Here is a 23,865-nt window from a genome sequence, read left to right on the forward strand (position 1 = left end):
TGTTTCACTATAAAAAATGAAAAGAGCCTCAGATTGACGAGAACCTTACAGGTTTCTCGTCAATCTGAATAAAAAGCGCTCAGCTGAGCGCTTTTTTCTTGTTTAAAGTGACTCGTTGACGAGTTTGGCGATACCAAATGTAAAAGAGGGTGGTAAGACCAACAGAGACCATTCCAAAAGCAACCGTCATTAATTGAAAACCAATGCTATCTAGCAAGAAGCCCGTTGTTAGAAGCACAACTTGAAAGACGATACGTTCAAGCATATTACGGAACGAAAAGAAGCGACCGTGAAAGTCTTTTGGTACGGTTGTTTGAAAAATCGTTGCTGCAACAGGGAAAAAACAGCCGATAGCAAAGCCGAAAATTGTGAATACGATGATAGTAATAAGAGAATTTGTAGCCATGTAGAGCATGAGTTGTGAAACCCCTACAAATAATGAAAAAACAAATAAGATTTGCACTTGGCTTATATATTTCGTGAGTTGTTTAACAGTAAACGCACCGAGCATAAATGCAATTCCTTCAGCTGTATAGATCCAACCTTTAATAGCTGCGCTGTCTTGAAGCTCACTAATGTTAATGACAATTAAGTTAAAGCCACCAATAAATAATAAAGGAATCAACAGCATGATAAGCGTAATTGAAACAATAGGCTCCTGCTTAATCATTGGGAATAACGTGCTAAAATCCCGCTTTTCTTTTACATGTTCCCCAACCTTCGACACGCTGTCATCGTCAACTTTTAATAGCATCGTTAATAAAAATAAAGCGAGATAAGCAGCGAATGAAAAGAGGTAAAGCGTATGTAAAGGCATGATCATTAAAAGAGCACCGCCCAATGCTGTACCTAAAATTCTAGACAGCGTAGAAACATTCATGTATACGCCGTTTAGCTGAAGTAATTCTTTTTCATCTACAACAAGGGGAAGGGTAGCCTGCAGAGCAGGAAAATAGAATGCAGCAGAAATTTGAATTAAAATAAGGAAAACAATCATCCAGCCAAGTGAATCAGTTGCTAATGCAAGCAGCATAAATAAGACGCTGATTGTTCGAAGCAATCCGGCTGCTAGCATTACTTTCTTTTTATGTAATTGGTCAGTAAGCTTTCCAGCAAGAGGGCCGAGGGCAACCCCAATGACAATTCCAATGGCTAAGATAATTGATTTCATAAAATCAGAAGGGATTTTAGCCTGCATAAACTCTAGATTGCCGATAATCCCCATCCATAGACCTAATCCAGCGATTAGCTCACCCAACAGCAAAATCCATACATTGCGATTTTTCCACATAATATCGTTCCCCGATCATTTTAGTAAGTATGTCGACAAAGTACTTCGTGTTTCTAAATGAATCTACACACTGAATCATATCACAAAACATCTTCTTGAATGGTAAAAAAGGATATAAAATGGTCTCATTCCTATTATTCTCATTCTTTTCTTGTAACGTTTATAACGCTATATTTACAGTTATATTACTAGTGATTTTAATAGAATGGAAAAAGAGAGGGGAAAAGTGAGGAATACCAAGGGCTAGCGATATATTAAAAAAATTACAAAAAACTCTAGTTAATTTTGGTAACGGAAAAGCGGTTGATTGAATCTATGAATCCATGTAACAATGAATATGCAACGCGAGATTAGCAGATTCATTCTGTAGCGTAGCTGTCTACAAATACAGATATCTTTCAAGGAGGAATTTACAACATGAATAAGAAGTTCCGTATTGCTACAATCGCAGGTGCCGTTTCAATCGGCTTATTAACAGCAGGACAAGCTAACGCAGCTGCACCTGACTGCAACACACCAAAGCAAATTACTATTAAAGATGCTCAAGCAGCACAAAATATAAATGTCGATGAGTTAGTAAAGAAATACAATGCTCAACTACAAAAAGCTGAGGCGGCAGCACCAGCTAAGAAAGAAGCACAGCCAAAAGCTGAAGCAGCACCAGCTAAAGAAGCAGCACAGCCAGCTCAGCAAGCTGAAGCAAAACCAGCAGAATCTAAAGATTCAAAAGCTGAAGCAAAAAACGTAAGCGAGTTTGAACAACAAGTAGTTACATTAGTAAACGAAGAGCGAGCGAAAGAAGGTTTAAAACCACTTGAGCTTGACACAGAACTAAGTGACGTAGCTCGTGAAAAATCAAAAGATATGATGGATAAAGGTTACTTTGACCACACTTCACCAACGTACGGTTCACCATTTGATATGATGAAGCAATTTGGCATTGAATATTCATCTGCAGGTGAAAACATTGCAAAAGGTCAAAAAACACCTGAAGAAGTAATGGAAGGCTGGATGAACAGTGATGGCCACCGTAAAAACATCATGAACCCTGATTTCACTCACATCGGTGTGGGTTTTGTTGAAGGAGATTCAACTTACTGGACACAAATGTTTATTTCAAAATAATTCATGACACAAGAAAGCAAGCAGAAGAAAATCTGCTTGCTTTTTTATGTTTTTTATTAAAGAAAGTCGGGTAAATTAATGTCATAAGACAAGGAAAGGGTGCGATGCGCATGAGAAGAATTTTAAAAAAAATCATAGTAGCTGTATTCCCTATTTTAATGAAAGAAGGCTACCAGTACTATAAAAACCGCAAGAATCGTTCAACAACGTCTACGCGTACGTATAAATAAAAAACTCACTCTCATTACGAGAGTGAGCTTTTTTGTGAATTAATTCGCTTCTATATCAATATGTTTAAAGCTCATAAAGTCAAAAAGTCCTTTATCCGTTAATTTTAAGCATGGGATAACGGGTAAGCTTAAAAAAGATAAAGTAAGCAATGGATTGAAGGCATCGCTAATATCTAATCCTTTTAACGCTTCATGTAGAACGTGAAGCTCTTTGTTTACTTGTTCGTAAGATAGAGGGGACATGAGGCCTCCAATTGAAAGTGGAAGAGAAGCAAGCACTTGTTCATCCTTTACGAGTACAATTCCACCTTGGGTTTTTTCCATTTTTTTAATGGCCATCAATAAATCCCGGTCATTTGTACCAACAGCTACAACATTGTGAGAGTCGTGAGCAATCGTTGTTGCGATGGCTCCGTCTTTTAATTGAAACCCTTTGACAATCCCAAGGCCGATATTGCCCGTTTGGTGGTGGCGCTCGGCCACGACTAATTTTAAATGATCTCTCTCTGTATCAATCGTGAACGTTCCGTTTTCAACTACTACTTCTTCCACTATGTGGTTGGTAATAAGCTGGTTTGGAATGATTTCAATAATATTTGCTTTATTGTTCTTCATGTTAATTTGCAGCTGTTCAATGGAAATAGATTTCAAATTTACCGAGTGCATCAAGTCTTTAGGCTCGTTTGTTTCATTAGCCGGTTCAACGACAAGCTGGCCGCTTTTGGCCACTACTTCTCCATTTGTAATAACCGTTGACGCATAAATATTTTCTAGTTCATCAAATAGCATGATGTTTGCTTTGTATCCAGGAGCAACAGCACCTTGTTGCGCTAAACCGTAGCACTCAGCTGCGTTTAATGATGCCATTTGGATTGCCATAAGTGGGTCCAAACCTTCGTTCACTGCAAGGCGAACGTTGTGGTCAACAGATCCTTCGGCTAGCAAATCATCTAGATGCTTATCGTCTGTACAGAATAAGAATCGTCGAACGTTGCGCTCATTAACAGCCGGCAGCAACTGCTTCAAATCTTTGGCAACAGAGCCTTCACGGATAAGGACGTGCATGCCACGCTGAACGCGCTCGAGTGCTTCATCAGCTGTTACGCATTCGTGATCCGTTGAAATGTGAGCTGTTCGATAAATATTAATCCCTGTTGCATCCAATCCGGCTCCATGGCCATCGATTACGCCTTGATGATCTTTGGCTGCCTGAAGTTTAGCAAGCATATCATCGTTCGCATCACGGACAGCAGGAAAGTCCATAACTTCCGCTAAACCAATCACGCGTTCATGATTGAAAAAAGGTCGTAAGTCCTCTGCTTTTAAGACAGCTCCAGAGCTTTCAAACGGAGTAGCTGGAATGCTTGATGGCAAGTTAATAAGTACTTCAAGCGGAAGGTTTTCAGAGTTTTGGAGCATAAATTCAATGCCTTTTTCGCCTGAAACGTTGGCAATTTCATGAGGGTCAGTTACGACAGTGGTAACGCCTCTCGGTACGAGAAGCTTTGCAAACTCTTTCGGTGTGACCATTGATGACTCAATATGAACGTGGCCATCAATGAAAGTGGGTGAAACATATTTACCAGTCGCATCAATTGTTTCTTTGCCATCATAGTGGCCAAGGCCAACAATCATTCCGTCTGCAATAGCGATGTCTGCTTCAAGAATACTTAATGTAAACACATCGATAATACGTCCGTTTTTTATGACTAAGTCAGCTGGAATTTGTTTATTTGCAACAGCAATTTGCTTTTTAAGTGAATGGTTTGACATAATGGTTTATCTCCTCTCATTGTGAAACAATGAAGGACTAAAAAGAGTAGAACACCGCTCGGAAGTAATATAGAGGTATAAAAATGTTCAACTCTCGTAGTCCAACTATTTACGGTAGTTTGGTAGAAACTCTTGGACCCTATTTCCAAGATTATACGAGTGTATGCTTATAGGTATTGCGATACATTGTATCTGTATTTTGAGAAGTCGTCAATTACTATTGGAAAAGAAAGACTTTTGCGAATATTCTACTCGTATAATGTTTTAAAGAAAAATAAACGAATGTCGTGAAGTTGGAAGAAGTGATGTGGGTAAGAAAAAGCCGCCAATGTACAGAGCAGGCATTGACGGCGTTTGTGAAGCTTAAGCTTACTTGCGTAACGCCCCTAATTCTTCTGCAATTGCTTGCATTTCACTTGGACTGAATGAGTCTTTACGCATAACCATTTCATATAAATATTTTAAATCCTCGTACATTTCTTCATCAAAAGCATCGCCTTTAATTGCACCGATGTTTAACATGCGAAGCTTTTCGCTAATTTGATCAATCATAAACGTAATGTTTTCTGGAGACTTTACTGATAAATCCACTATGTTCATCCTTCCGAGCTTTTTTCTCATTGTAACATGTTTTGATAAGAAGAACACTGTGTTGTCAAACTCTTTGACCAAAAACAGGGTTTTCTTAAATGAAAAGGCTTGTATATAATGTTTGTAATAAGAGAAAGGAGTCGAAACTATGGTTAAAGTACTATTTGTATGTCTTGGCAACATCTGTCGCTCTCCAATGGCAGAAGCAATCTTTCGAAAGTTCGTAAAAGACAAAGGGCTCGAACAGCAAATTGAGGTTGATTCAGCCGGAACAGGAAACTGGCATGAGGGCAAGCCACCTCATGAAGGAACGCTTCGTATTTTAACGGACAATCAAATTGACGTTACAGGTTTAACAGCGCGCCAAGTTATTGAAGAAGATCTTAATCAATTTGATTATATTATTGGCATGGACGCTGAAAACGTGGGGAACTTAAGACGTATGGCTGGACATCATCGTGATGTACGCATTGAGCGTCTGTTAGATTATGTTCCACATTTGTCCGTTGAAAATGTTCCTGACCCTTATTATACGGGGGATTTTGATGAGGTATACGGCCTGGTTACAGCAGGATGTAAGCAGTTAGTAGAAGAAATCATAAAAGAGCAGAAATTAAGCTAACTAAACAAGAGGAGAGTGGGAGTATGAGTCAAGGAAAAAGTAAACTTCTTGAAGGGATTATTATTGGAGCAATAGCTGGTGCTGCAATTTCAATGCTTGATAAAAATACGCGTAGAACGGTTATTGAAAACAGTAAAGCTGTTAAAAATAAGACGGTACATATGATTAAACATCCAGATGAGGTAAAGCAAAATCTTCAAGAAAAATATGCTGCTGTGCGTGAAACAATTGAACAAGTATCCGATGACGTTTCGTTTTTAACGACACAGGTGGAACAGCTTAAGAAAACAACTCCCCAGGTATTAGACGTAGTAAAAACAACAAAGGAGACTTTCTCACATAAGTATGGCCAAGATGAACAGAAATAATTGAGAGGTGAGCATATGGCCGACACAACAAAGATTGTAGCTTTTATAAAAGAATTAGCAGCTCGCATTCATAACGATGAACTGCCAAGCCTGTCAGCGGAGCTAGCATACTATTTGCTTTTGTCGCTTTTTCCGTTTCTAATCTTTCTCATTACGCTCATTGGTTTTTTGCCCGTTCAAGCACCTGATTTATTGGAGCTTGTTGAAAGCTTTGCGCCAGATCAAGCAATGAGTATGATTGAAAATAATCTAGATAATATTATTGGCTCTCATAACGGAAAGTTGTTATCGTTTGGGATCATCGCGACAATGTGGTCAGCATCTAACGGAATTAATGCCATTGTGCGAGCATTTAACCGTGCTTACCATGTGCAAGAGAATCGTCCTTTTCTAGTGGCAAGAGGCATGGCTGTATTACTAACGTTTGCGATGATTTTCGTGATTATTGTGGCGCTGTTATTACCTGTGTTTGGTCATATGGTCGGCTTTTATCTGTTCTCAACCTTCGGATTATCTGAAACCTTTTTATCATTATGGGCTGCTTCTAGATGGATTATTAGCGGTATTATCCTGTTTATTGTCTTTATGGGTTTATACTATTTTGCTCCTAACAAGCGCTTGACTTTAAAAAACGTTGTACAAGGAGCTGCTTTTGCAACAATTGGTTGGACGGTTGTGTCGTTTATTTTCTCATATTACGTTAATAATTTTGGAAACTATACGGCAACGTACGGGAGCTTAGGCGGCATTATTGTATTGTTGATCTGGCTGTATTTGTCAGGAATGATTATTGTCATTGGTGGAGAAATTAACGCCATTTTTTATGAGCGAAAAAAAGCAATCAAAGCATAAGGCGACCACTCTATTTGCATATATTGGTATGAAACGAAGAGTAGGAAGCAGGCATACTAATGGTGAAATGAAAGGGGGATTTACCATGACAAAACATACGAAAAAAGACGGAAGCAACACGAAACAAAACAAAAAAGCCATCCAAAGCATAAGACAAGTAATAGCCAAAATGGGCAAAACGGCTACCATTAAGGAATATGCTTTTATAAAAAAAGAGGCCTGGTGAAGGGCCTCTTTTTGTGTTAAGACTTTAATAAGCGCAGTCCGTTTAGGATAACAAGAATTGTGCTTCCTTCATGCCCAATAACACCAAAAGGCATATCAAGAACTTGAAGGAAGTTTGACGAAATTAATAAGAAAATAACGCTGATTGAGAAGATGACGTTTTGCTTAACAATGCTGTTCATTCTCTTAGATAATTTAACAGCATCGGCAATTCTTGATAAATTGTTTTTCATTAGTACAACGTCAGCTGTTTCTAACGCGACGTCTGTCCCTTCTCCCATCGCAATTCCAACATTAGAAGTAGCAAGAGCTGGTGCGTCGTTAATTCCGTCTCCAACCATCGCTACAGTCGAATATCTCTCTTTTAATTCTTTTACTTTGTCAACTTTTGCTTCAGGCAAGCATTCGGAAATATATTCATCTACCATGCATTCTTTTGCGATTGCTTCCGCTGTTTTTTTACTATCTCCTGTAATCATGACGGTGTGAATGCCAAGTGATTTCAGTACTTTAATGGCTTCTACTGCTTCTGTTCGTACAACGTCTTTTAATGCTAAGATTCCAATAACCCCGTGTTCATCTCTTGCATAAACAACGGTTTTCCCCTCAGAAGCAAGATCTACCGCAGCTCCGTTTTTAAACGAAGTGGCATCATCTTTGCCAATGAAATCTGCTTTTCCAATCTTCCATTGCTTACCTTGGACCGTTCCAATAACACCAAAGCCTGGAACATCTTCAAGAGATTCAGGTTGAAGTAGCTGAAGATTCCTTTTGTCTTTTGCGAACTGCACAATTGACTGAGCAAGCGGATGGTTTGACTGACGCTCAATGGAAGCAATTTTAATTAAAAACTCATCTTCAGAAACGCCGTCACGAACGAGTACATCTGTTACCTCAGGCTTTCCTTTCGTAAGCGTCCCCGTTTTATCAAACGCCACTGCGTTTAAATGGTTTAATCGCTCTAAATGGACGCCTCCTTTAAATAAGATTCCTTTACGAGCTCCGTTCGAAATAGCTGAAAGCGAAGCTGGCGTAATGGACGCTACAAGTGCGCAAGGAGAGGCAACAACAAGTAAAATCATTGCTCTGTAAAACGTTTCAGTCCAGCTCCACCCAAGAACATAGTGAGGAAGGAACAGCATGATGGCAACAACAGAGAGAACCACTTTTACATAGGTTCCTTCAAAGCGTTCAATGAATAGCTGAGAAGGTGATTTTTCGCTTTGAGCACTTTGTACAAGCTGAATAATCTTTTGAAACAGTGTTTCCGTACTTGGCTTTGTCATTTTAATGACGATAGCCCCTTTTAAATTTACTGTACCAGCAAACACTTCTTCATCAGCCGCTTTTAAAACAGGAACGGATTCACCCGTGATAGCTGCTTGATCAATCGTTGTTTCACCTGATAAGACAATGCCATCTACCGGTACACGTTCACCAGGCTTCACAAGCAACGTATCGTTCACTTGTAGTTCAGAGATGGCTACGACTTCTTCATGATCTCCGTTTAAGCGCGTTGCTTCTTGAGGCTGTAAATCCATTAAAGCACTAATTTCACGGCTACTTTTATTCATGGTGTATGTTTCAAGCGCTCCGCTTAGTGCAAAGATAAAGATAAGCATGGCACCTTCTGTCCAGTAGCCAATCACAGCTGCACCAATGGCTGCAATAATCATCAGCATTTCCACGTTTAGTTCTTTATTTTCAATCGTTTCCTCAATACCTTCTTTAGCTTTGGCAAATCCTCCAATAACATAAGCCAGAATGAATAACGTAATAGATAAGGTCGAAGCATCTTGTTTTGATAAAAGCCAAGCAACTAAAATAAGCACGCCGCTTGCAAGAGCAGCAATCAATTCACCGTGTGTCTGCATGCCAGCAAGAAATGAAGAAGTCGATTGGTTCTCTTGTTTTTTTGCTAATGTTTGTTCCATAAAAAGCCTCCTATAATGTAGTAGTTGAGAAGAATAATCACAATCATTACCCCTAAAAAAGCACAAAAGCTGCCATCTCAGCGATAGCAGCACGTCTTACAATTGTTATAAAGTTTTTTTGAATATATTAGTAACAAAAGTATAACATGGAATAGCTACAGAAGGAATAGTGAAAATGGCGCTTATAACCTAAAAAGAGTATATGCGCTCACATGTCTAAGTGTTCTTCATATAGTCGGTATGCGGATGAATAAACATGCTCAATATCAGCATCCGTCATGTACATTAACGTCTCACGATCAAACCCCTTAATTGTTTCAATAAACATAATCATATTCTTGCGCTCTTGTCTGCTCATTGTTATTTCTCCTCTCATTCTGTTTTAATACAGATTATTATTATTAATTGTATTATATAACAGTTTTCTGAATTTTGTGTAGCTTTTTTTTGAAATTAGGCTTATTTTTTTAAAATTGTTGATTTAGCCTAGAAATTGCAGACGCTGTATCTAGTTTTAAACGATTAAATATAAAAATAATGAAGCGAAGGAGCGTGCGACTCCGTAGTAATGAAAACAGTATTTCTGGAAATAGTAACAGTTGACAAATATTTTTATTGAATTTACAATCATGTATATGAGCATATGCTCATATAATGTCATATGTTGTGGAAGGGGAATCTTTAATGAAGAGAGAAGACCATCACTTTTTATCAGACAGAACAGTCGACGAAGCATCTCGCATGCTAAAAGCTATTTCTGATCCGACACGAATGAAAATTTTATATTTACTATTTCAAGAAGAATGTTCCGTTGGCCATATGACAGAAGTATTAAATATTTCACAATCTGCTGTATCCCACCAGCTAAGCTATTTGCGAAATTTACGATTAGTGAAATACAGAAGAGAAGGAAATACATACTTTTACACATATGCAGACGAACATGTTGTAGGTATTTTAAATCAAGTGATTCAGCATATTGAATGCGTGCATGAAGAATAGGGAGGAGATTGAATGAGTCACCACCATCATCACCATCACGGCCATGATCACCATGGTCATCAACACTTTGATATGCAGCGTGAAGGCAACCAAAAAGGATTGCTTATTGCTTTATGTATTACAGCGGGTATCATGATTTTAGAATTCATTGGAGGACTTGTCACAAATAGCTTGGCTCTTCTATCAGACAGTGGTCATATGCTTTCGGATACAAGTTCATTAGCACTGAGTCTTGTAGCCATTTGGTTTGCAAACCGTGCAGCTTCATCTGAAAAAACGTACGGGTATTATCGCTTCGAAGTATTAGCTGCCTTGTTTAACGGAGTAACTCTCTTTGTTATCGCAGGTTTTATTATTTATGAAGCATATGAACGAGTATTAAATCCACAAACGGTTGCGAGCGGTACAATGATGATTATTGCAGCCATTGGTTTAGGTGCTAACCTGCTTAGTGCGTGGTCGCTGCTACGACAAGGGGACGTAAAGGATAACGTTAATTTGCGAAGTGCATACCTACACGTGTTAGGGGATGCTTTAGGCTCTGTGGGAGCATTAGTTGCCGGGCTGCTCATGCTTTTGTTTAATTGGTATATTGCCGATCCTATTATTTCCGTTGTGGTTGCACTCCTAATTCTAAAAAGTGCGTGGGGAGTATTAACTCATAGCTTTCATATCCTAATGGAAGGTTCTCCTGCACACGTAGATATAAATAAAATCAAGGAACTACTTAAAGAAATTGATGGCGTAAAAGGTGTTCACGATATTCATGTATGGACGATTACATCGGGACTTCATTCTTTTAGCTGTCATTTACAAGTAAGTGACGACCAGGACTGCCAGGCTATTTTACAAAAAGCGCTGAACTTAGTGAACGAGCAGTGTGGCATTGAGCATTCGACGATTCAAGTTGAGAAGTCGGGACTGGAGCATGGTGAGCTGAAGGTATAGAGGAGAATAGAAAGAGTTTGGGACATAACAAAATGATTGCTTCTAAGAGACGAACACTAGCTGTTCCAATCTTTTTGGTTTGTCTGAACACGTTCGTTCCATTGCGCTACGGCCACTCGCTTTCCGCGGGGAGGAACCTGAGCTTCCTCGCTGCGCTGCGGGATCTCCGTTTTCCCTCTCTTTCCCGCAGGAGTCGAGTGTCCTACGCTCCATTCCACCCTGTTTCCAACATTGTTTTCACAATCAACAAAAAACCTGAACGATTAAAAGTGAGAAACTCTCAATCGTTCAGGTTTATCATTAGCTGAATTACTTATGTCCCAGCCTCCTTTTCTATTCACTTTGACAAAGTAGTCTCTTTATACGTCTGCACCGATGTACTAAATAAAAAGATACATAGGAAAATTAAAAACAATACAGAACTAATAATGACAAAAAAGCTTAATCCTTCAAACAATCCGATAAAGGTTCCACCTAGGTACGGTCCCGCTAAGCTTCCAACGCTAAAGGCAATTCCACATAGCAAGTTACCTGTTGGTAGCAGCGAGCTTGGCATGAGATCCGTCATATAGCTAATTCCTAAGCTAAACGTAGAGCCAAGAAGCATACCTCCGATAAACAAGCAAGCTAACAGTGGAATCGTTGTTGATTCTAGTAGCGTTGCCAGTAAAAACGCTCCAGAGCCTAAAAACAAAATCCAGTGAAGAACGAACTTTCGTCCATGTTTATCACTCAGCATACCAAGGGGAAGCTGAAATATAATGCCACCGACTGCAAAAGAAGTCAGCAGGAGTGAAATAAATTCTACGTTTAGGCCAATTCGTAATCCATAAATAGGAAAGATACCATTTAGCGAAGACTCTAGAAACCCATAGCCGAGTGGTGGTAAAAAAGCAATCCAGCCGTATTTGATGGCTTTGGAAAAGCGCTTCATTGTTGCAGTAAAAGACATTGTGCTTACTTCTTCGTCACCCGTTGGAATCTCATTTTTTAATAAAAATAAAAATACCCATGTGACTAAGCAAATGAAAGCTGAAAAAATAAATGGTAACGTTTCACTCACGTTAACTAAATTGGCCATTAAAGGACCGACTGCAAAGCCAATACCAAAAGAAAGGCCGTACAGTGAGATGTTGCGTCCGCGCTTATCTACAGGTGAAAAGGCTGTAATCCACGTTTGCGTTGCAAAGTGAAGAGCGTGATCCCCAATTCCAATCGCGAGACGAAGCAAGAACCAAAACGTAACGGATTTCCAAAGCGGAAACAAAAAGAGGGATAAAATGACTAAAGCTCCTCCCCACATAATGATAGGTTTGTAGCCATGCTTTCGTAAGAGTGACTCCATAAATGGAGAGGCTAATAAAATACCAATGTACAGTCCAGCGGCGTTTAATCCGTTTAAAGTCGATGATACCCCATCTTTTTCAAAGATAATGGCAATGAGGGGTAGAAGCATACCTTGACTAAAGCCAGAAATCGCTACTAGACTAACCAAAATCCAAAATCGTGTTCGCAACGTTTTGTTCATATAAGTGACCTCGTTTTAAGATGTTTTTTCTCCACGTATAATCCTATAGAACCTATCTGAAAATGACAATAAGCGAACTTAATTATTTGAGTGTTATTCCATTTCGTGATATAACGAAGTAAAACCCTAGGAGGTATTTTAAAATGGAATTTAAAATGCAGGAAGTTGGTTTCTCAACAGATTTACCGTTTGGAAATTTGCAGGTGGCAGGAGATGATGAATACGGCTTTCGTCCTTTTCAATTAATGGTTTCATCCATTGCGGTTTGTAGCGGTGGCGTTCTTCGCAAAATATTAGAAAAGAAGCGCATTGCGGTTAAAGATATTCACATTTCAGCAGACGTGACGCGCAACGAAAAAGAAGCAAATCGCATTGAAAGCATCCATTTACACTACAAAATTAGCGGGGAAAACCTTCCGCACGATAAAATCGAAAAGTCAATTGAGCTTGCTAGAAAGAATTGCTCAATGCTTCAATCTGTTATTAACAGCATTGAGGTAACGGAATCATTTGAATTAGTCGCATAAGCTTGCCCCTCTCAGATTGAATTTGAGAGGGGTTTTTTTGTTTCCGTAATTATTCTTGTGCTGTTTCATGTAAAATAAAGGTTCAATTTTGACTAAAATCCATCTATAATAAAAAAGATGTTTGGAATATATTTCTATATATTGTGAGGTAACACGTTTGGAAACCTAGGACTGGGACCTAAAAAGAAGAGGAGTTTGATATCATTTGGTTAAATTAAAAGATTTTACGATTGATTTTGACTGTACGAAAGGGATACCTTTTTTCCAAGTTCATCAGAACAATAGAATTCGGTTTGATCTTTATGAAATATCGCTGGCTGATTTTAAAAGCATCATTAACGAAGTCTTTCAGGAGAGAAAAGACATCAATGCTATTTTTATTTCGCAATATATTTTCAATGGAAAGCGCCAATCAGCTAAGTCCAAAGTTGGTCGAATTCTGCAGCTGAATAATTGGCAAGAACACGTAGTAGCGGAAGATGAAAATAATGCAGTTGTCTATGCTTCTATCAAAAAACTAAGTTCTATCGATGTTTATAATTATTGTTTAAGTATCAGAAAAGGAAGAAGACCAGCGTATATCTCATTTTATTCGAATGACTATTTGTTATATGTAAGTACCGATGTTATTGATGTTATTTCCAATGATACTACTAACGTCGCTAAGTTAAAAGATGACTATAAAGGCTTGTATGATACGTATCATGAACATCAATAAGATACGCACCAACTCATATATGATAGGTATATAGAACTAATGGAAGATTGAAAGAAAAGGAAAAGACAAGTAAGATAGATTTGATTGCTAAAGGTTTCTTGAGATACTGATAGGACTATCGGTTGGTTTTAGGGCTTTGATTCGAAATACCAACTTTATCAATGTATAATTCAGTATGAATGAGATAATCGATGTATAGATAAGGGAGGATTTACCATGGGATTACTTATAGTTATTTTATTAGGCATAGCTATTTTATTGCTTATTTTATCTTTCAGAAAGACAAAACAATCACAAACTCATACAGACCAGCAGTTAGAACAGCTGACGTTAACAATTGGACAAGAAATGAATGAATTGAATGATCGCATCCGCACTCTTGAAATCGATGCAGCCATTACAGCAGAAAAATCAGGTGTATTAGGTCTAGAATCACCTGAGCGTAAAGATCTTCGCAATATGATTGACATGCATAAGCGCGGTTATTCGTTTGAAAGCATTGCAGGACGAATGAAAGGCTATACGCAACAAGAAGTGGAACAAATGCTGGCTCCTTACACGAAGAAGAAAGATGAAGGGAGCATGATGGCATAATGACACCGAATACGCTACGCAGCTTTGCTATGGGTTTACTTGTTGCAGCAACCGCAACGGGCATTGTATACTTGCTTGAGCCATCTTCAAAGCCAGCTTCTAAAGAGCTATCACAAGAAGAGATGCAAACGCAGTTAGAAGACAAAGGTTTTATAGTTCAAACCCAAGACGAACTGGACAAGCAGTTAGCTGATGCGAAAGCAGAAGCAGCACAGGAAGCTCAAAAAGAACCGAAAGAAGAAAAAGAAGAGCAACCAAAAGAAGAAGAGCCGGTTTATCGCACAATTATCAACGTGTCATCTGGTATGACGGCAGTTGATGTTGGTGAGGTTCTTGAAAAAGCTAAAATCGTAAAAAGCGGCTTTGAGTTCTACAAGAAGGTAGAAGGTCAAGGCGTGGAAAACAAACTTCGTCCAGGCACGTTTGAAGTTGATAGCGGCATGACGGAAGATGAAATGATTGCTGTGATTTTTAAAGGGTAACAAGAAAACTCTCTTAAGTAAAACTTAAGAGAGTTTTCTTGTTATGGTTGATTGAAGGGCTTGGCTGTTTCACTCACAATAGTAGGCTATTGTAGTGGTGTGGAAGTAACTTCTATATAAATTATACCTTCTTTGTACTAAAAGAAGCAATTGGGGTTTTTTACTAGATATCAAAACATATTATGTAACATACAACTCTCTTTGTGAGAGTTCTTAGCATATATTTTCATAACTTTAAGGTTATTATTTGCCATCAATAGGTTCTTTCTTCCCGTTTTATTACGCCAATTTACTTCTTCTCCTTAATCCCGTTACGATAAATATAGATTCGATTTATAAACTATATTTTTCATATAAGGGGGATTCAAATGAAAGCAAAAAAACATTTGCTAAAATGTGCTTTAGTAGCTGGTGTGATAATTTCTACCTCTACACCTTACGCTGCTTTAGCACAAGAGCCAAGTATCACGATGAGTGAAGCGGAACAAGTACTAAATAATTTATCAAAAGAACAAAGAGAAGCTTTACAACAACTTGAAATTGGACCTGGCTTTATTATTTCACCCGATATTAATACTACAACCCCAGAAAACGTTGAGATTATCGTTGAGTTTAAGCAAGATCCAGCAAAAGTAGAAGTGAAAAAACAAATGCTTAATCAAAAGAAAATCTCTTGAGGTACTGCAAAACAAAGAGTTGAACAGTCACATAAAGAATTCAAAACGTATATAGATCAATTAAAAACTAAGAAAAAAAGGCGGTATACGATCCAAGTAAGATTAACGTGAAGCATGAGTATAAAAATGCCTTTAATGGTGTAGCAATGAGCCTTCCTGGAACGGCAGTTGAAGAATTATTGAATTCTGGAGAAGTAAAAAGAATTTGGAGCAATGTTCAAATTCAACTTGAACTTCCTAAGTCAAAAGGGGAGAAAGCTACTCCTAAAATGATTGACAGCATTCCACAAATTGGAGTAGATAAGCTTCATGATGAAGGAATTACAGGTCAAGGTATTAATTTTCAAATGGTTATATATGAAATGAAGGACGATAATGAGAACTACTATACACTAATTGAAGAAACTATATTACCCTATTATCAAAAAAATAGGTTATTTTATTCTTGTTGAGCACTATGAAAGAAAGCTTTTTTACTACTACTCTGAAAAGGGAGATTTAAAGAAGGCAATGAAAATAGCTCATTCTTATATCGGTTCAAAAACAAGCTTTTATAATCACCATTAAAACTATACATAAAATTAGCTATATCTTACTTCTACAAATAAAAAGGTAAGCCTTTTCATCAGCTTACCTTCTACTGTCCGGTAGATTTTATCTTTTTGTTTAAGAAACAGACTGTTTTTTTGGTAGCTTAGGATTAGTAGAGATTTGAGTTTGTTTACTAGTAAGTGAAATAGTAACAAAAGAAATAAAGCTCGTAATCAGTCCGTAAACGATAGGTTCGGTGGCTGTAATACCTTGAACAACCAGTCCGATTAAGATGACTGCTGAGCTTAATAGAATAGAGAAGAAAGCAGCTTTGGACGTTGCCTTTCTCCAGAAGAAGCCAAATACAATTGGAAAGAACAATGAACCAGATAGCACTGCGTACGCCACATCTAATGCGACAAGAACGTCTTGAATCCATACGGCAAAGATCATGGTCACAACACCGGTAGCTAAGGTAGTAAAGCGAGATGCTTTTAAAAATATTTTTTCACTCATAGATGGGACAAGGGGCTTGATAATGTCATTGACGATTAAAGTAGAAGAGGCAAGTAGTGTTCCTGATGAAGTTGACATTAACGCAGATAATACGCTAGCAAGTACAATGCCTAAAATACCTGTTGGTAATGTTTCAAGAGCCATACTTGTAAAAGCTGTTTGTGGATCGTTTAAAGCAGGGATGGCTACAAAAGCACACATACCAATAATGCTAATAGCAATTGCGTAAAATAAACTATAAATACCAGCTCCTAAAGTCCCTAAACGTGCTACTTTTAATGTTCTTGCAGTAAACAACCGTTGCCAAATGTCCTGTGCCACCACCATTCCTAAGCAGAATAGTAGAAAGTATTGAAAAATTTCCATTCCTCCAATGCTACTAATACCAAAATAAGAAGTAGGGAGCTCTGCTTGCAAATTGCTCCAGCCGCCAGCTTTGGAAAGACTCATTGGTAACATAATAGCAAAAACCCCAATTGTCATAATAATGAATTGAACAATATCGGTCATTGTAACGGACCACATGCCCCCAAGAATAGTATAAGAAAGAGCAATAGTTCCTCCAATTATCATTGAAAACGTGAGATTCCATCCAAGAAGAACGTGGAGCACTGTTCCCATTCCAATTACTTGAGTTACTGATACCATCATTGCATAAATAGCCGCTACTAATGCGCTAATAACACCTGTTTGTGCATTATAGCGCTCTGTTAACATTTGACTAATTGTTAACACTTTTAACGAAAAAATCTTCTTTGAAAAAAAGATTCCCATGACGACTATTCCTAAACCAAGCATGGCAACTAGCCACAGTCCTGATAACCCAAATTCATAGCCAAGCCTAGCTGTTCCTATTGTGGATGCTCCTCCTAAAATCACGGCTGCTAAACATGCAAGATACATGGTAAACCCTAGGTTTCTGCCTGCTACGATATAATCTTCAGACGTTTTTGCTCGTTGAGAGCCTAAAATACCAACAAAGATTAACAGTAAAAAGTAAATAATAATAACCAAACCATCAACTGTATTCATCGATTCGCTCCTTTAGTAGAAGGAGAGAAGAAACTCTCTCCTTGGAATTAAGAATTCTATTATTCTACGGATTGAAACTCTTTTTTTGTTTTGGTTTTTTTCGCTAATGCCACAAGCGTCACAAATTCATAAAGAATGTTAGCAGCAGCTGCTGCTGTAATGTCTCCATGATCGTAGGCTGGAAGTACTTCTACTAAATCAAAACCTACAAAAGATAAGCCTTCAAGCCCTCTTACAAATGCCAATGCATCATCAATCGAGGCGCCTGAAACCTCTGGGGTTCCTGTTCCTGGCGCAAATGAAGGATCAAGAAAGTCAATATCAAACGTTAAGAAAACAGGACCTTCCTGTACACGAGTGTGAATCTTTTTAAGCATGGCTTCTACACCGTGTTTTTTATAATCATTTGTAGAGTACACGTCTAACCCTAGATTACGCGCATCTTCTAAATCTTCAGGTCCATACAAGCCGCCGCGCATTCCGATTTGCATGGAACGGGAGACGTCTATTAGACCTTCTTCAATAGCGCGGCGAAATACAGTACCATGATTATATTTTTTATCAAAGTAAGTATCCCATGTATCAGAGTGAGCATCGAATTGTAAAAGAGCTACAGGACCATGCTTTTTAACAATTGCTCGTAATTCTCCAAGCGTAACTGAGTGATCACCGCCAATTGAAATAGGAATAATATCTTTATTAACAATCTCTGTAATTGCTTCTTCGATATTTACGTATGTCTCCTCAATATATCCCGGAACGACATTAATATCACCGTAGTCGATACCAGAGACATAATCAAAAATATTAATGTTTTGTTCTACGTTATACGGACGAAGTAAAATAGAAAAGTCTCTTACTGCTTGAGGACCGAAGCGGGCTCCAGTTCTAAATGATTGACCTGAATCAAACGGAATACCCGTAATGACAAAGTCCATATCATAATCAAGCTGTTCAATATAAGGTAAACGCATAAACGTACGTGGTCCACAAAAGCGAGGAGATTCAAATGAGTTTTTTGGTTCATACTTAGCCATCAGTAAATCGCTCCTTTAATTAAATAGATTGTCCTTTCTTTTTTATATTGCAAATACTGTGCCAAGTTTAAAAACCTTAAAAAAACCTTATGAACAGCATCTTGATGCTTAATCCATAAGGTTGATTTGATTCGAAAATGAATTTTTTACGGTAATTTTAATTCATTTTTGAATTAATTTGATATTTGTGTAAGCGTCTAACAACAGTTGCTTGACTCATTTCAAGCTCTTTAGCTATATCGTATGTAGTTTTATTTTCCTTGGCAGCTTTTAGTAAAAAGTGCTTTTCTACTTCAGCTAAGGCCTCTTTTAATGTTAGGTCTTGGTTTAGGTAAATCGAATTTTTATGCTGAACAGGTGTTTCAGATGTGTGAATACCATACGAGAAATCTTCATTTACATGAATGATATCAGTAGGAGAAGTGACTACGAGCCGTTCAACGAAGTTTTCCAATTCCCGTACATTCCCTGGCCAGTCATAACCACTTAAATAATCAATGGCTTTAGGATTAAATGACTTTTGAACATAATACTGCCCATTAAAACGATCTAAAAACATTTTTAGTAAGCTATAAATATCTTCTTTGCGTTCTCGAAGAGGTGGGATGGTAATAGGAATTACATACAGACGGTAAAATAGATCTTCTCGGAACGTACCGTTTTTAACTTTTGCTTTTAGGTCTTGATTGGTAGCTACGACTAAGCGAAAATCAATCTTTTTTGTCTTTCCTCCTCCAAGACGTGTAATTTGTTTTTCCTGGAGTACTTTTAGCAACTTAGTTTGAATATCAAGTGGAAGTTCGCCAACTTCATCTAAAAAGAGAGTACCTTTATCAGCTTGTTCGATTAACCCTTTACGGCCTCTATGGTTAGCACCAGTAAAAGCACCGCTCTCATAACCAAACATTTCAGATTCAAATAGAGAGCTTGGAATAGCACCGCAGTTAACTTCAATAAAAGGACAAGCTTTTCGCTCACTGTTTTGATGCAAAGCGCGAGCAAAGACAGTTTTTCCTACACCGGACTCTCCTAAAAGAACGACATTAGCATCACTTGCAGCTACTCGCTCAGTAAGTTCCCAAACGTGCTGCATGTTCTTACTTTTAATTACCATGCCATTTCGAATTATTTCTTTTTCTTTGAGCTGTTGAATCTCAACTTCGTATTGCTTAAGTTGCTGTTGAAGATGTTCATAATCTTCTTTTAATCGTTTAAGTTCTGTTAAATCATGAGAGAAGCTAACAATTCGATACAGGATTCCTTTTTTATTAAAGATTGGGATGCCAGTTGCCATGATTAATCCACCGTCTTTGTTTCTTTGCATCAGCTGAACTTTCTTCTTTTTCTTTATAACGGCCAGCGTAACAGAAGGTGAGAATACCTGCTGTTTTTCAAGTTCATAAGCAGATTTTCCGATAATAGAGTTAGAGTCGTATCCATAGATTTCTTTACAGTTTTTACTTGCTTTTAAAATAATTCCATCGCTATCAGCTATCACTATATTATCATTTGAAGCATTTAAAATAGCTTCCATTTCCATCATTAAGCTTTCATAGTGTTCAGACATCATTCACATACCCCTTTGTGGAATGGTTTTTATATAGAATTTTCAGTTTATTAAACTATTTTATATATCTTTTTAGGGAAATGGCAATGTCTTTGAAAGAAGTGAACTTATTACTTTAGACTGGTGGATAAAAACATTGAAGCATCTTGGTTCATGAAAATACGTTCACCGTAATGAAAAGTGTGAATTGTCGTTGATGCAAATCCAACTTCCAGCAACAATTCTTTTAGTTCGCTGTGAGAGAAGCCATTATGAACTTTTGGATGACTAATTTTAGAATTTTTATCAAAATCCACAATAATGAGCTTGCCATTGTCATTTAAAAGAGTGAATAATTGTTGCAACACTTGCTTAGTTTCTGGAATGTGAAGAAGAACAAGTGACATTAAAACAATATCTGCTTTAACAGTAGGTACTTTCTTTGTGAAGTCTGCACAGAGCGTTTTGGCATTTTGAATATCGTTATAGGCAATTTTACCTTTTGCAATATCGAGCATTTGCTCAGAGGAGTCTACTAATAAAGCGGAATCGACTAAATCCGTTAGTTCTAAGCTGACAAGTCCGGTTCCACTTCCGTAGTCCAGTAATGATTTTGATTGACTATCTTTTAACTGAGTTTTTACCTCTTTAACAATAACCTTAGCTAATTCTATTCGGTCCTCGGTATCATATCGTTTGGCCATTTGTTCAAATGGGTTATTTTCCATATTTACCTCCATCTTTTATAACGTTAGATTGTATTATAGCAAAAGAATAAGGGGCAATACATGTATCTGTTTTGGTCAAACTAGCAGGTGATAAAAACCAATGATATACTTTCAATTATACTTACGCATTACATATACTAATGAAACAGAGGGGAAACAGATGAACATTACACAACGCTTGTTTGGAGAACTACACGGTCAAGAAGTGATGGCATACACGATGACTAACGATAACAATATGTCCGTAACGTGTATTAGCTTGGGAGGCATCATTACTAAAATTCAGGTGCCAGATCAAGCTGGAAAGGTTGAAAACGTGGTACTAGGTTATGATTCAGTAGAAGGCTACCTTCATAACACGGCTTACTTTGGGGCAGTTGTCGGACGGGTAGCAGGAAGAATCCATCCAGCTAAAGTGGAAATTGCCAATAAGACGTATGAGCTTTCAAAAAATGAAGGGGAGAAGCATCTTCATGGTGGAGACAAAGCGTTTAGCCACGTCATTTGGAATGCTGAAGTGAAAGAAAATCAGGATGAGGTAAGCGTTACGTTTACATATGATAGCCCAGACGGTGAAAATGGGTATCCAGGTAATTTAAAAGTCAGTGTAATGTATACGCTTACGAATGAGAATGAGCTCAAATTATCATATCAAGGGATTTCAGATCAAGATACGCTGCTGAATATGACGAACCATACGTACTTTAACTTAAGTGGAAACGTCAAAAGAGACGTTTTAGAGCATGAATTAACAATGAAGAGTGATGCTTTTTTAGAGCTTAACGATATCATGCTTCCTACGGGTGAAAAAGTAAACGTAACGGATACTGCGTTTGATCTTAGAGAAGGTAAGAAGGTTCGAGCGGGTGTAGAATCTCAGCATCCTCAAAATGTGAAGGTTGGCAATGGCTACGATCATCCGTTTTTACTGAGCGAGAATCAAAACGAAGAAATAACGGTGGTTGATTATGATAGCGGGCGTAAGCTTATTGTAGAAACAGACCAGCCGTGCGTCGTGTTATATACGGCGAATATGCTTGAAAATACAGGCATGATTCGCGATGTGAAAAGTCGTGAATACCTCGGTTTATGCTTAGAGACGCAGAATTTACCAAATGCTATTCATCATGCAGAATTTCCGTCTAGTGTATTAGAAAAAAACAAAGTTTACTCTGCAAATACGACGTATCGATTTGCGACGGTTGAGAGTTAACTATTAAAAAGCTCTGCGGGATAATGCTTCACCGCAGAGCTTATTTTTGTTGTTTTTATTGCTGAACGTAAACAGATACGGATCCACCGTTTACTTGGAAATTCCCCCATCCATCTGTATTAATCGTAATCTTATCTGTTCGATTACCTGTAATGTCGTACCAAACCTCACCAGCGTTTTGTTTTCCAACATACATCCATTTTGATCCGCCAGCTCCATCTGTAACAAGCGTTGCGAGACCAGATTTTTCTTTTGTGCTGTCTCCTTCTCGCGTCCAGCCAATTACGTCCCAGTGGTCCATATAATTGTGCTGCGTACCGTATGCGTAATCTTTACGAGCTTTTAATAGAGGCTCTATCTTTGTTTTTAAAGCTGGGATCTCATATGAACTGTTTCCTTTTGTACCGTACATGTCACCGTAAAATATGCTTGGGTAACCTTCTGCTCTTGTTAGGATAAACGCATAGGCTAGCGGTTTAAACCAAGGCTGTACAACGGATTCTAGGGACTGACCTGGCTGTGAATCGTGATTTTCAACTAACGTTACGGCCTTTGTTGGGTGTGCAGCAACAACCGTTCCGTTTAATAAATTTCTCATATCGTAATTTCCACCAGACTGAGAAGCATAATGGAAATTGTAGTGAAGAGGTGCATCAAAGACAGAATGGTTATAGTTTACCTTTGCTAGGTAGTTATTAATGGCATTCACATCGTTTTGCCAGTACTCTGCCACTGTAAACATTTCTTTTCCGGTTTTCGTACGAACATGGTTGACCCAATCCCCTAAGTAGGAATGCTTAATATGTTTCACTGCGTCTAAGCGAAAGCCGTCTAAGCCGACTTCGTTTGCGTACCATACGCCCCAGTTCTTCATTTCGTTCCTAACATCGGGGTGATCAAAATCAAGGTCAGCATACATTAAATAATCATAGTTGCCGTTTTCACTTGATACTTCCGAGTCCCACGCTTTTCCTGTTCCACGGAATTTAAAAATGCGGCTGGCGTTTCGTGATTGATCCCAGTCCGTTCCATCAAAATGATACCACTGCCATTTAAATGGACTGTGCGTAGTCCCGCGACCTGGAAAGTTAAAGCCAGTCCACGCTTGGATGGTATATTCATCTGAAGTTTCTTGATTTCGGTTAGAAGGGTTTACTTCAACTGCTGTTACGTTTTCAGTATAGTCAGCGCCACCTTTATGATTCATAACGACATCTCCATATACTTGAATGCCGTTTGATTTGAGAGTACTAACCGCTGATTTTAATTCTGCTTTTGTTCCGTACTTTGTTCGAATCGTTCCTTTTTGATTGAATTCCCCTAAATCATAGAGATCATAAGCGCCATATCCAACATCATTTTGGCTTGTACCTTTATAAGCAGGAGGTGTCCAAACAGCTGAAACACCTATGCTTTTTAAGTATGCCGCATCATTGCGCAATCGGTTCCAGTGTTGGCCATCATTGGGCACGTACCATTCAAAGTATTGCATCATCGTTCCGTTTTGCGCTGCTGCTTCCGCTTTATGATTCGGTGCAACCGTTGGCACAAAAATCAATAAAGCAAGAAGTAAACTAAACCATGTTCTTGAACTTTTTGTTCTCACATTTCCATCCCCTTCACTTTTTGTAAACGTTACCAAAAGAGGGTTTAGAGATGAACAATAAAAAATCCTTCTTTTTTTCAAAAAAAAAGAAAGAAAGTTATCTATATAAGTTGAATTAAAGGATTACAATTACTCTCTGTTGAAGTATAAGGGTAACACTTACCAATGA

General features: G+C 38.1%; 26 protein-coding genes and 1 riboswitch. Of the genes, 14 read left to right on the plus strand and 12 right to left on the minus strand.

Annotated elements, in window-relative coordinates; translation table 11 throughout:
* Window positions 1-79: 79 nt before the first annotated feature.
* On the minus strand, window positions 80-1,291 hold the full coding sequence (locus tag AC1UFB_RS03510; protein WP_482588535.1) for an MFS transporter: 1,212 nt from the start codon (window positions 1,289-1,291) through the stop codon (window positions 80-82).
* 417 nt (window positions 1,292-1,708) lie between these two features.
* Between AC1UFB_RS03510 and AC1UFB_RS03515 the strand changes: the two genes are divergently transcribed.
* A complete protein-coding gene (locus tag AC1UFB_RS03515) occupies window positions 1,709-2,416 on the plus strand; it encodes a CAP domain-containing protein (RefSeq protein ID WP_328100860.1) in 708 nt (235 codons plus the stop codon).
* A 269-nt stretch (window positions 2,417-2,685) separates the two neighbouring features.
* Here the strand turns inward: AC1UFB_RS03515 and ade are convergent, their stop codons facing one another.
* On the minus strand, window positions 2,686-4,419 hold the full coding sequence (gene ade, locus AC1UFB_RS03520) for an adenine deaminase (RefSeq protein ID WP_328100861.1): 1,734 nt from the start codon (window positions 4,417-4,419) through the stop codon (window positions 2,686-2,688).
* A 77-nt stretch (window positions 4,420-4,496) separates the two neighbouring features.
* Window positions 4,497-4,598: riboswitch (purine riboswitch) on the minus strand.
* Between the two features lie 190 nt (window positions 4,599-4,788).
* Window positions 4,789-5,010 (minus strand): DUF1128 domain-containing protein, encoded by a 222-nt coding sequence (locus AC1UFB_RS03525; protein ID WP_025907514.1) that lies wholly within the window; start codon window positions 5,008-5,010, stop codon window positions 4,789-4,791.
* 148 nt (window positions 5,011-5,158) lie between these two features.
* Between AC1UFB_RS03525 and AC1UFB_RS03530 the strand changes: the two genes are divergently transcribed.
* The 4 genes from AC1UFB_RS03530 (at window position 5,159) to AC1UFB_RS03545 (ending at window position 7,078) form a co-directional block, all read left to right on the plus strand.
* Window positions 5,159-5,632, plus strand: a complete 474-nt coding sequence (locus AC1UFB_RS03530) for a low molecular weight protein-tyrosine-phosphatase (RefSeq protein WP_061786488.1) — start codon at window positions 5,159-5,161, stop codon at window positions 5,630-5,632.
* A gap of 23 nt (window positions 5,633-5,655) precedes the next feature.
* On the plus strand, window positions 5,656-6,000 hold the full coding sequence (locus tag AC1UFB_RS03535) for a hypothetical protein (RefSeq protein WP_025907511.1): 345 nt from the start codon (window positions 5,656-5,658) through the stop codon (window positions 5,998-6,000).
* A 15-nt stretch (window positions 6,001-6,015) separates the two neighbouring features.
* Entirely contained in the window at window positions 6,016-6,852 is an 837-nt protein-coding gene (locus AC1UFB_RS03540) for a YihY/virulence factor BrkB family protein (protein ID WP_025907509.1), read from the plus strand.
* 85 nt (window positions 6,853-6,937) lie between these two features.
* Window positions 6,938-7,078 carry a hypothetical protein gene (locus tag AC1UFB_RS03545; RefSeq protein ID WP_328100863.1) on the plus strand — a complete coding sequence of 47 codons (141 nt, stop codon included), beginning with the start codon at window positions 6,938-6,940 and terminating at the stop codon, window positions 7,076-7,078.
* 16 nt (window positions 7,079-7,094) lie between these two features.
* Here the strand turns inward: AC1UFB_RS03545 and AC1UFB_RS03550 are convergent, their stop codons facing one another.
* Together AC1UFB_RS03550 and AC1UFB_RS03555 are read right to left on the minus strand one after the other, a co-directional pair.
* Window positions 7,095-9,011: a heavy metal translocating P-type ATPase gene (locus AC1UFB_RS03550; protein ID WP_482588539.1), complete on the minus strand. Its 1,917-nt coding sequence runs from the start codon at window positions 9,009-9,011 to the stop codon at window positions 7,095-7,097.
* A 208-nt stretch (window positions 9,012-9,219) separates the two neighbouring features.
* Entirely contained in the window at window positions 9,220-9,369 is a 150-nt protein-coding gene (locus tag AC1UFB_RS03555; protein WP_035319822.1) for a BH0509 family protein, read from the minus strand.
* A gap of 326 nt (window positions 9,370-9,695) precedes the next feature.
* Here AC1UFB_RS03555 and AC1UFB_RS03560 point away from each other — a divergent pair, with 326 nt between their 5' ends.
* Window positions 9,696-10,013: an ArsR/SmtB family transcription factor gene (locus AC1UFB_RS03560; protein ID WP_025907506.1), complete on the plus strand. Its 318-nt coding sequence runs from the start codon at window positions 9,696-9,698 to the stop codon at window positions 10,011-10,013.
* A gap of 12 nt (window positions 10,014-10,025) precedes the next feature.
* A complete protein-coding gene (locus AC1UFB_RS03565) occupies window positions 10,026-10,961 on the plus strand; it encodes a cation diffusion facilitator family transporter (protein WP_025907505.1) in 936 nt (311 codons plus the stop codon).
* Between the two features lie 56 nt (window positions 10,962-11,017).
* Here AC1UFB_RS03565 and AC1UFB_RS03570 read toward each other — a convergent pair whose 3' ends face one another.
* Complete coding sequence (locus AC1UFB_RS03570) at window positions 11,018-11,179, minus strand: hypothetical protein (protein ID WP_156413469.1); 162 nt, start codon at window positions 11,177-11,179, stop codon at window positions 11,018-11,020.
* 119 nt (window positions 11,180-11,298) lie between these two features.
* Window positions 11,299-12,489, minus strand: coding sequence for an MFS transporter (locus AC1UFB_RS03575; protein WP_482588542.1), 1,191 nt, complete (start codon window positions 12,487-12,489; stop codon window positions 11,299-11,301).
* A gap of 143 nt (window positions 12,490-12,632) precedes the next feature.
* On the opposite strand from AC1UFB_RS03575, the gene AC1UFB_RS03580 reads away from it, so the two are divergent.
* From AC1UFB_RS03580 to AC1UFB_RS03605, 6 genes are all read left to right on the plus strand, one after another.
* Window positions 12,633-13,016: an OsmC family protein gene (locus tag AC1UFB_RS03580; protein WP_025907503.1), complete on the plus strand. Its 384-nt coding sequence runs from the start codon at window positions 12,633-12,635 to the stop codon at window positions 13,014-13,016.
* Between the two features lie 205 nt (window positions 13,017-13,221).
* A complete protein-coding gene (locus AC1UFB_RS03585; protein WP_025907501.1) occupies window positions 13,222-13,734 on the plus strand; it encodes a hypothetical protein in 513 nt (170 codons plus the stop codon).
* 216 nt (window positions 13,735-13,950) lie between these two features.
* Entirely contained in the window at window positions 13,951-14,328 is a 378-nt protein-coding gene (locus AC1UFB_RS03590) for a hypothetical protein (protein WP_100346366.1), read from the plus strand.
* Entirely contained in the window at window positions 14,328-14,810 is a 483-nt protein-coding gene (locus AC1UFB_RS03595; protein WP_100346365.1) for a hypothetical protein, read from the plus strand. Before AC1UFB_RS03590 ends, AC1UFB_RS03595 begins: the two co-directional genes overlap by 1 nt.
* A gap of 368 nt (window positions 14,811-15,178) precedes the next feature.
* Window positions 15,179-15,487 (plus strand): hypothetical protein, encoded by a 309-nt coding sequence (locus AC1UFB_RS03600; RefSeq protein WP_482588545.1) that lies wholly within the window; start codon window positions 15,179-15,181, stop codon window positions 15,485-15,487.
* Window positions 15,488-15,588: 101 nt separating this feature from the next.
* Window positions 15,589-15,939: a protease inhibitor I9 family protein gene (locus AC1UFB_RS03605; RefSeq protein WP_144594325.1), complete on the plus strand. Its 351-nt coding sequence runs from the start codon at window positions 15,589-15,591 to the stop codon at window positions 15,937-15,939.
* Window positions 15,940-16,153: 214 nt separating this feature from the next.
* Here AC1UFB_RS03605 and AC1UFB_RS03610 read toward each other — a convergent pair whose 3' ends face one another.
* The 4 genes from AC1UFB_RS03610 to AC1UFB_RS03625 all read right to left on the minus strand — a co-directional run bounded on the left by AC1UFB_RS03610 (window position 16,154) and on the right by AC1UFB_RS03625 (window position 20,877).
* On the minus strand, window positions 16,154-17,566 hold the full coding sequence (locus AC1UFB_RS03610; protein WP_328101556.1) for a sodium:solute symporter family protein: 1,413 nt from the start codon (window positions 17,564-17,566) through the stop codon (window positions 16,154-16,156).
* A 59-nt stretch (window positions 17,567-17,625) separates the two neighbouring features.
* Window positions 17,626-18,603 (minus strand): agmatinase, encoded by a 978-nt coding sequence (speB, locus tag AC1UFB_RS03615; protein WP_061785522.1) that lies wholly within the window; start codon window positions 18,601-18,603, stop codon window positions 17,626-17,628.
* Between the two features lie 157 nt (window positions 18,604-18,760).
* Window positions 18,761-20,170, minus strand: coding sequence for a sigma-54 interaction domain-containing protein (locus tag AC1UFB_RS03620; protein WP_482588547.1), 1,410 nt, complete (start codon window positions 20,168-20,170; stop codon window positions 18,761-18,763).
* Window positions 20,171-20,280: 110 nt separating this feature from the next.
* Entirely contained in the window at window positions 20,281-20,877 is a 597-nt protein-coding gene (locus tag AC1UFB_RS03625) for a class I SAM-dependent DNA methyltransferase (RefSeq protein WP_061785523.1), read from the minus strand.
* A 160-nt stretch (window positions 20,878-21,037) separates the two neighbouring features.
* Here AC1UFB_RS03625 and AC1UFB_RS03630 point away from each other — a divergent pair, with 160 nt between their 5' ends.
* Window positions 21,038-22,090, plus strand: a complete 1,053-nt coding sequence (locus AC1UFB_RS03630; protein WP_328101590.1) for an aldose epimerase family protein — start codon at window positions 21,038-21,040, stop codon at window positions 22,088-22,090.
* 55 nt (window positions 22,091-22,145) lie between these two features.
* Here the strand turns inward: AC1UFB_RS03630 and amyS are convergent, their stop codons facing one another.
* Window positions 22,146-23,696 (minus strand): alpha-amylase, encoded by a 1,551-nt coding sequence (gene amyS / locus AC1UFB_RS03635; protein WP_482588550.1) that lies wholly within the window; start codon window positions 23,694-23,696, stop codon window positions 22,146-22,148.
* Window positions 23,697-23,865: the final 169 nt, after the last annotated feature.

This window comes from Priestia sp. KCTC 13724, assembly GCF_056820425.1.

Excerpts from the sequence above, each read along its gene's own strand:
- AC1UFB_RS03580 (WP_025907503.1), top strand. The coding sequence starts at position 12,633 with ATGGAATTTAAAATGCAGGAAGTTGGTTTCTCAACAGATTTACCGTTT.
- AC1UFB_RS03600 (WP_482588545.1), top strand. The coding sequence starts at position 15,179 with ATGAAAGCAAAAAAACATTTGCTAAAATGTGCTTTAGTAGCTGGTGTG.
- AC1UFB_RS03535 (WP_025907511.1), top strand. The coding sequence starts at position 5,656 with ATGAGTCAAGGAAAAAGTAAACTTCTTGAAGGGATTATTATTGGAGCA.
- speB (WP_061785522.1), bottom strand. The coding sequence starts at position 18,603 with ATGGCTAAGTATGAACCAAAAAACTCATTTGAATCTCCTCGCTTTTGT.
- ade (WP_328100861.1), bottom strand. The coding sequence starts at position 4,419 with ATGTCAAACCATTCACTTAAAAAGCAAATTGCTGTTGCAAATAAACAA.
- AC1UFB_RS03595 (WP_100346365.1), top strand. The coding sequence starts at position 14,328 with ATGACACCGAATACGCTACGCAGCTTTGCTATGGGTTTACTTGTTGCA.
- AC1UFB_RS03610 (WP_328101556.1), bottom strand. The coding sequence starts at position 17,566 with ATGAATACAGTTGATGGTTTGGTTATTATTATTTACTTTTTACTGTTA.
- AC1UFB_RS03550 (WP_482588539.1), bottom strand. The coding sequence starts at position 9,011 with ATGGAACAAACATTAGCAAAAAAACAAGAGAACCAATCGACTTCTTCA.
- AC1UFB_RS03630 (WP_328101590.1), top strand. The coding sequence starts at position 21,038 with ATGAACATTACACAACGCTTGTTTGGAGAACTACACGGTCAAGAAGTG.
- AC1UFB_RS03530 (WP_061786488.1), top strand. The coding sequence starts at position 5,159 with ATGGTTAAAGTACTATTTGTATGTCTTGGCAACATCTGTCGCTCTCCA.
- AC1UFB_RS03625 (WP_061785523.1), bottom strand. The coding sequence starts at position 20,877 with ATGGAAAATAACCCATTTGAACAAATGGCCAAACGATATGATACCGAG.
- AC1UFB_RS03515 (WP_328100860.1), top strand. The coding sequence starts at position 1,709 with ATGAATAAGAAGTTCCGTATTGCTACAATCGCAGGTGCCGTTTCAATC.
- AC1UFB_RS03575 (WP_482588542.1), bottom strand. The coding sequence starts at position 12,489 with ATGAACAAAACGTTGCGAACACGATTTTGGATTTTGGTTAGTCTAGTA.
- AC1UFB_RS03590 (WP_100346366.1), top strand. The coding sequence starts at position 13,951 with ATGGGATTACTTATAGTTATTTTATTAGGCATAGCTATTTTATTGCTT.
- AC1UFB_RS03620 (WP_482588547.1), bottom strand. The coding sequence starts at position 20,170 with ATGTCTGAACACTATGAAAGCTTAATGATGGAAATGGAAGCTATTTTA.
- AC1UFB_RS03510 (WP_482588535.1), bottom strand. The coding sequence starts at position 1,291 with ATGTGGAAAAATCGCAATGTATGGATTTTGCTGTTGGGTGAGCTAATC.
- AC1UFB_RS03555 (WP_035319822.1), bottom strand. The coding sequence starts at position 9,369 with ATGAGCAGACAAGAGCGCAAGAATATGATTATGTTTATTGAAACAATT.
- AC1UFB_RS03540 (WP_025907509.1), top strand. The coding sequence starts at position 6,016 with ATGGCCGACACAACAAAGATTGTAGCTTTTATAAAAGAATTAGCAGCT.
- AC1UFB_RS03560 (WP_025907506.1), top strand. The coding sequence starts at position 9,696 with ATGAAGAGAGAAGACCATCACTTTTTATCAGACAGAACAGTCGACGAA.
- AC1UFB_RS03545 (WP_328100863.1), top strand. The coding sequence starts at position 6,938 with ATGACAAAACATACGAAAAAAGACGGAAGCAACACGAAACAAAACAAA.
- AC1UFB_RS03565 (WP_025907505.1), top strand. The coding sequence starts at position 10,026 with ATGAGTCACCACCATCATCACCATCACGGCCATGATCACCATGGTCAT.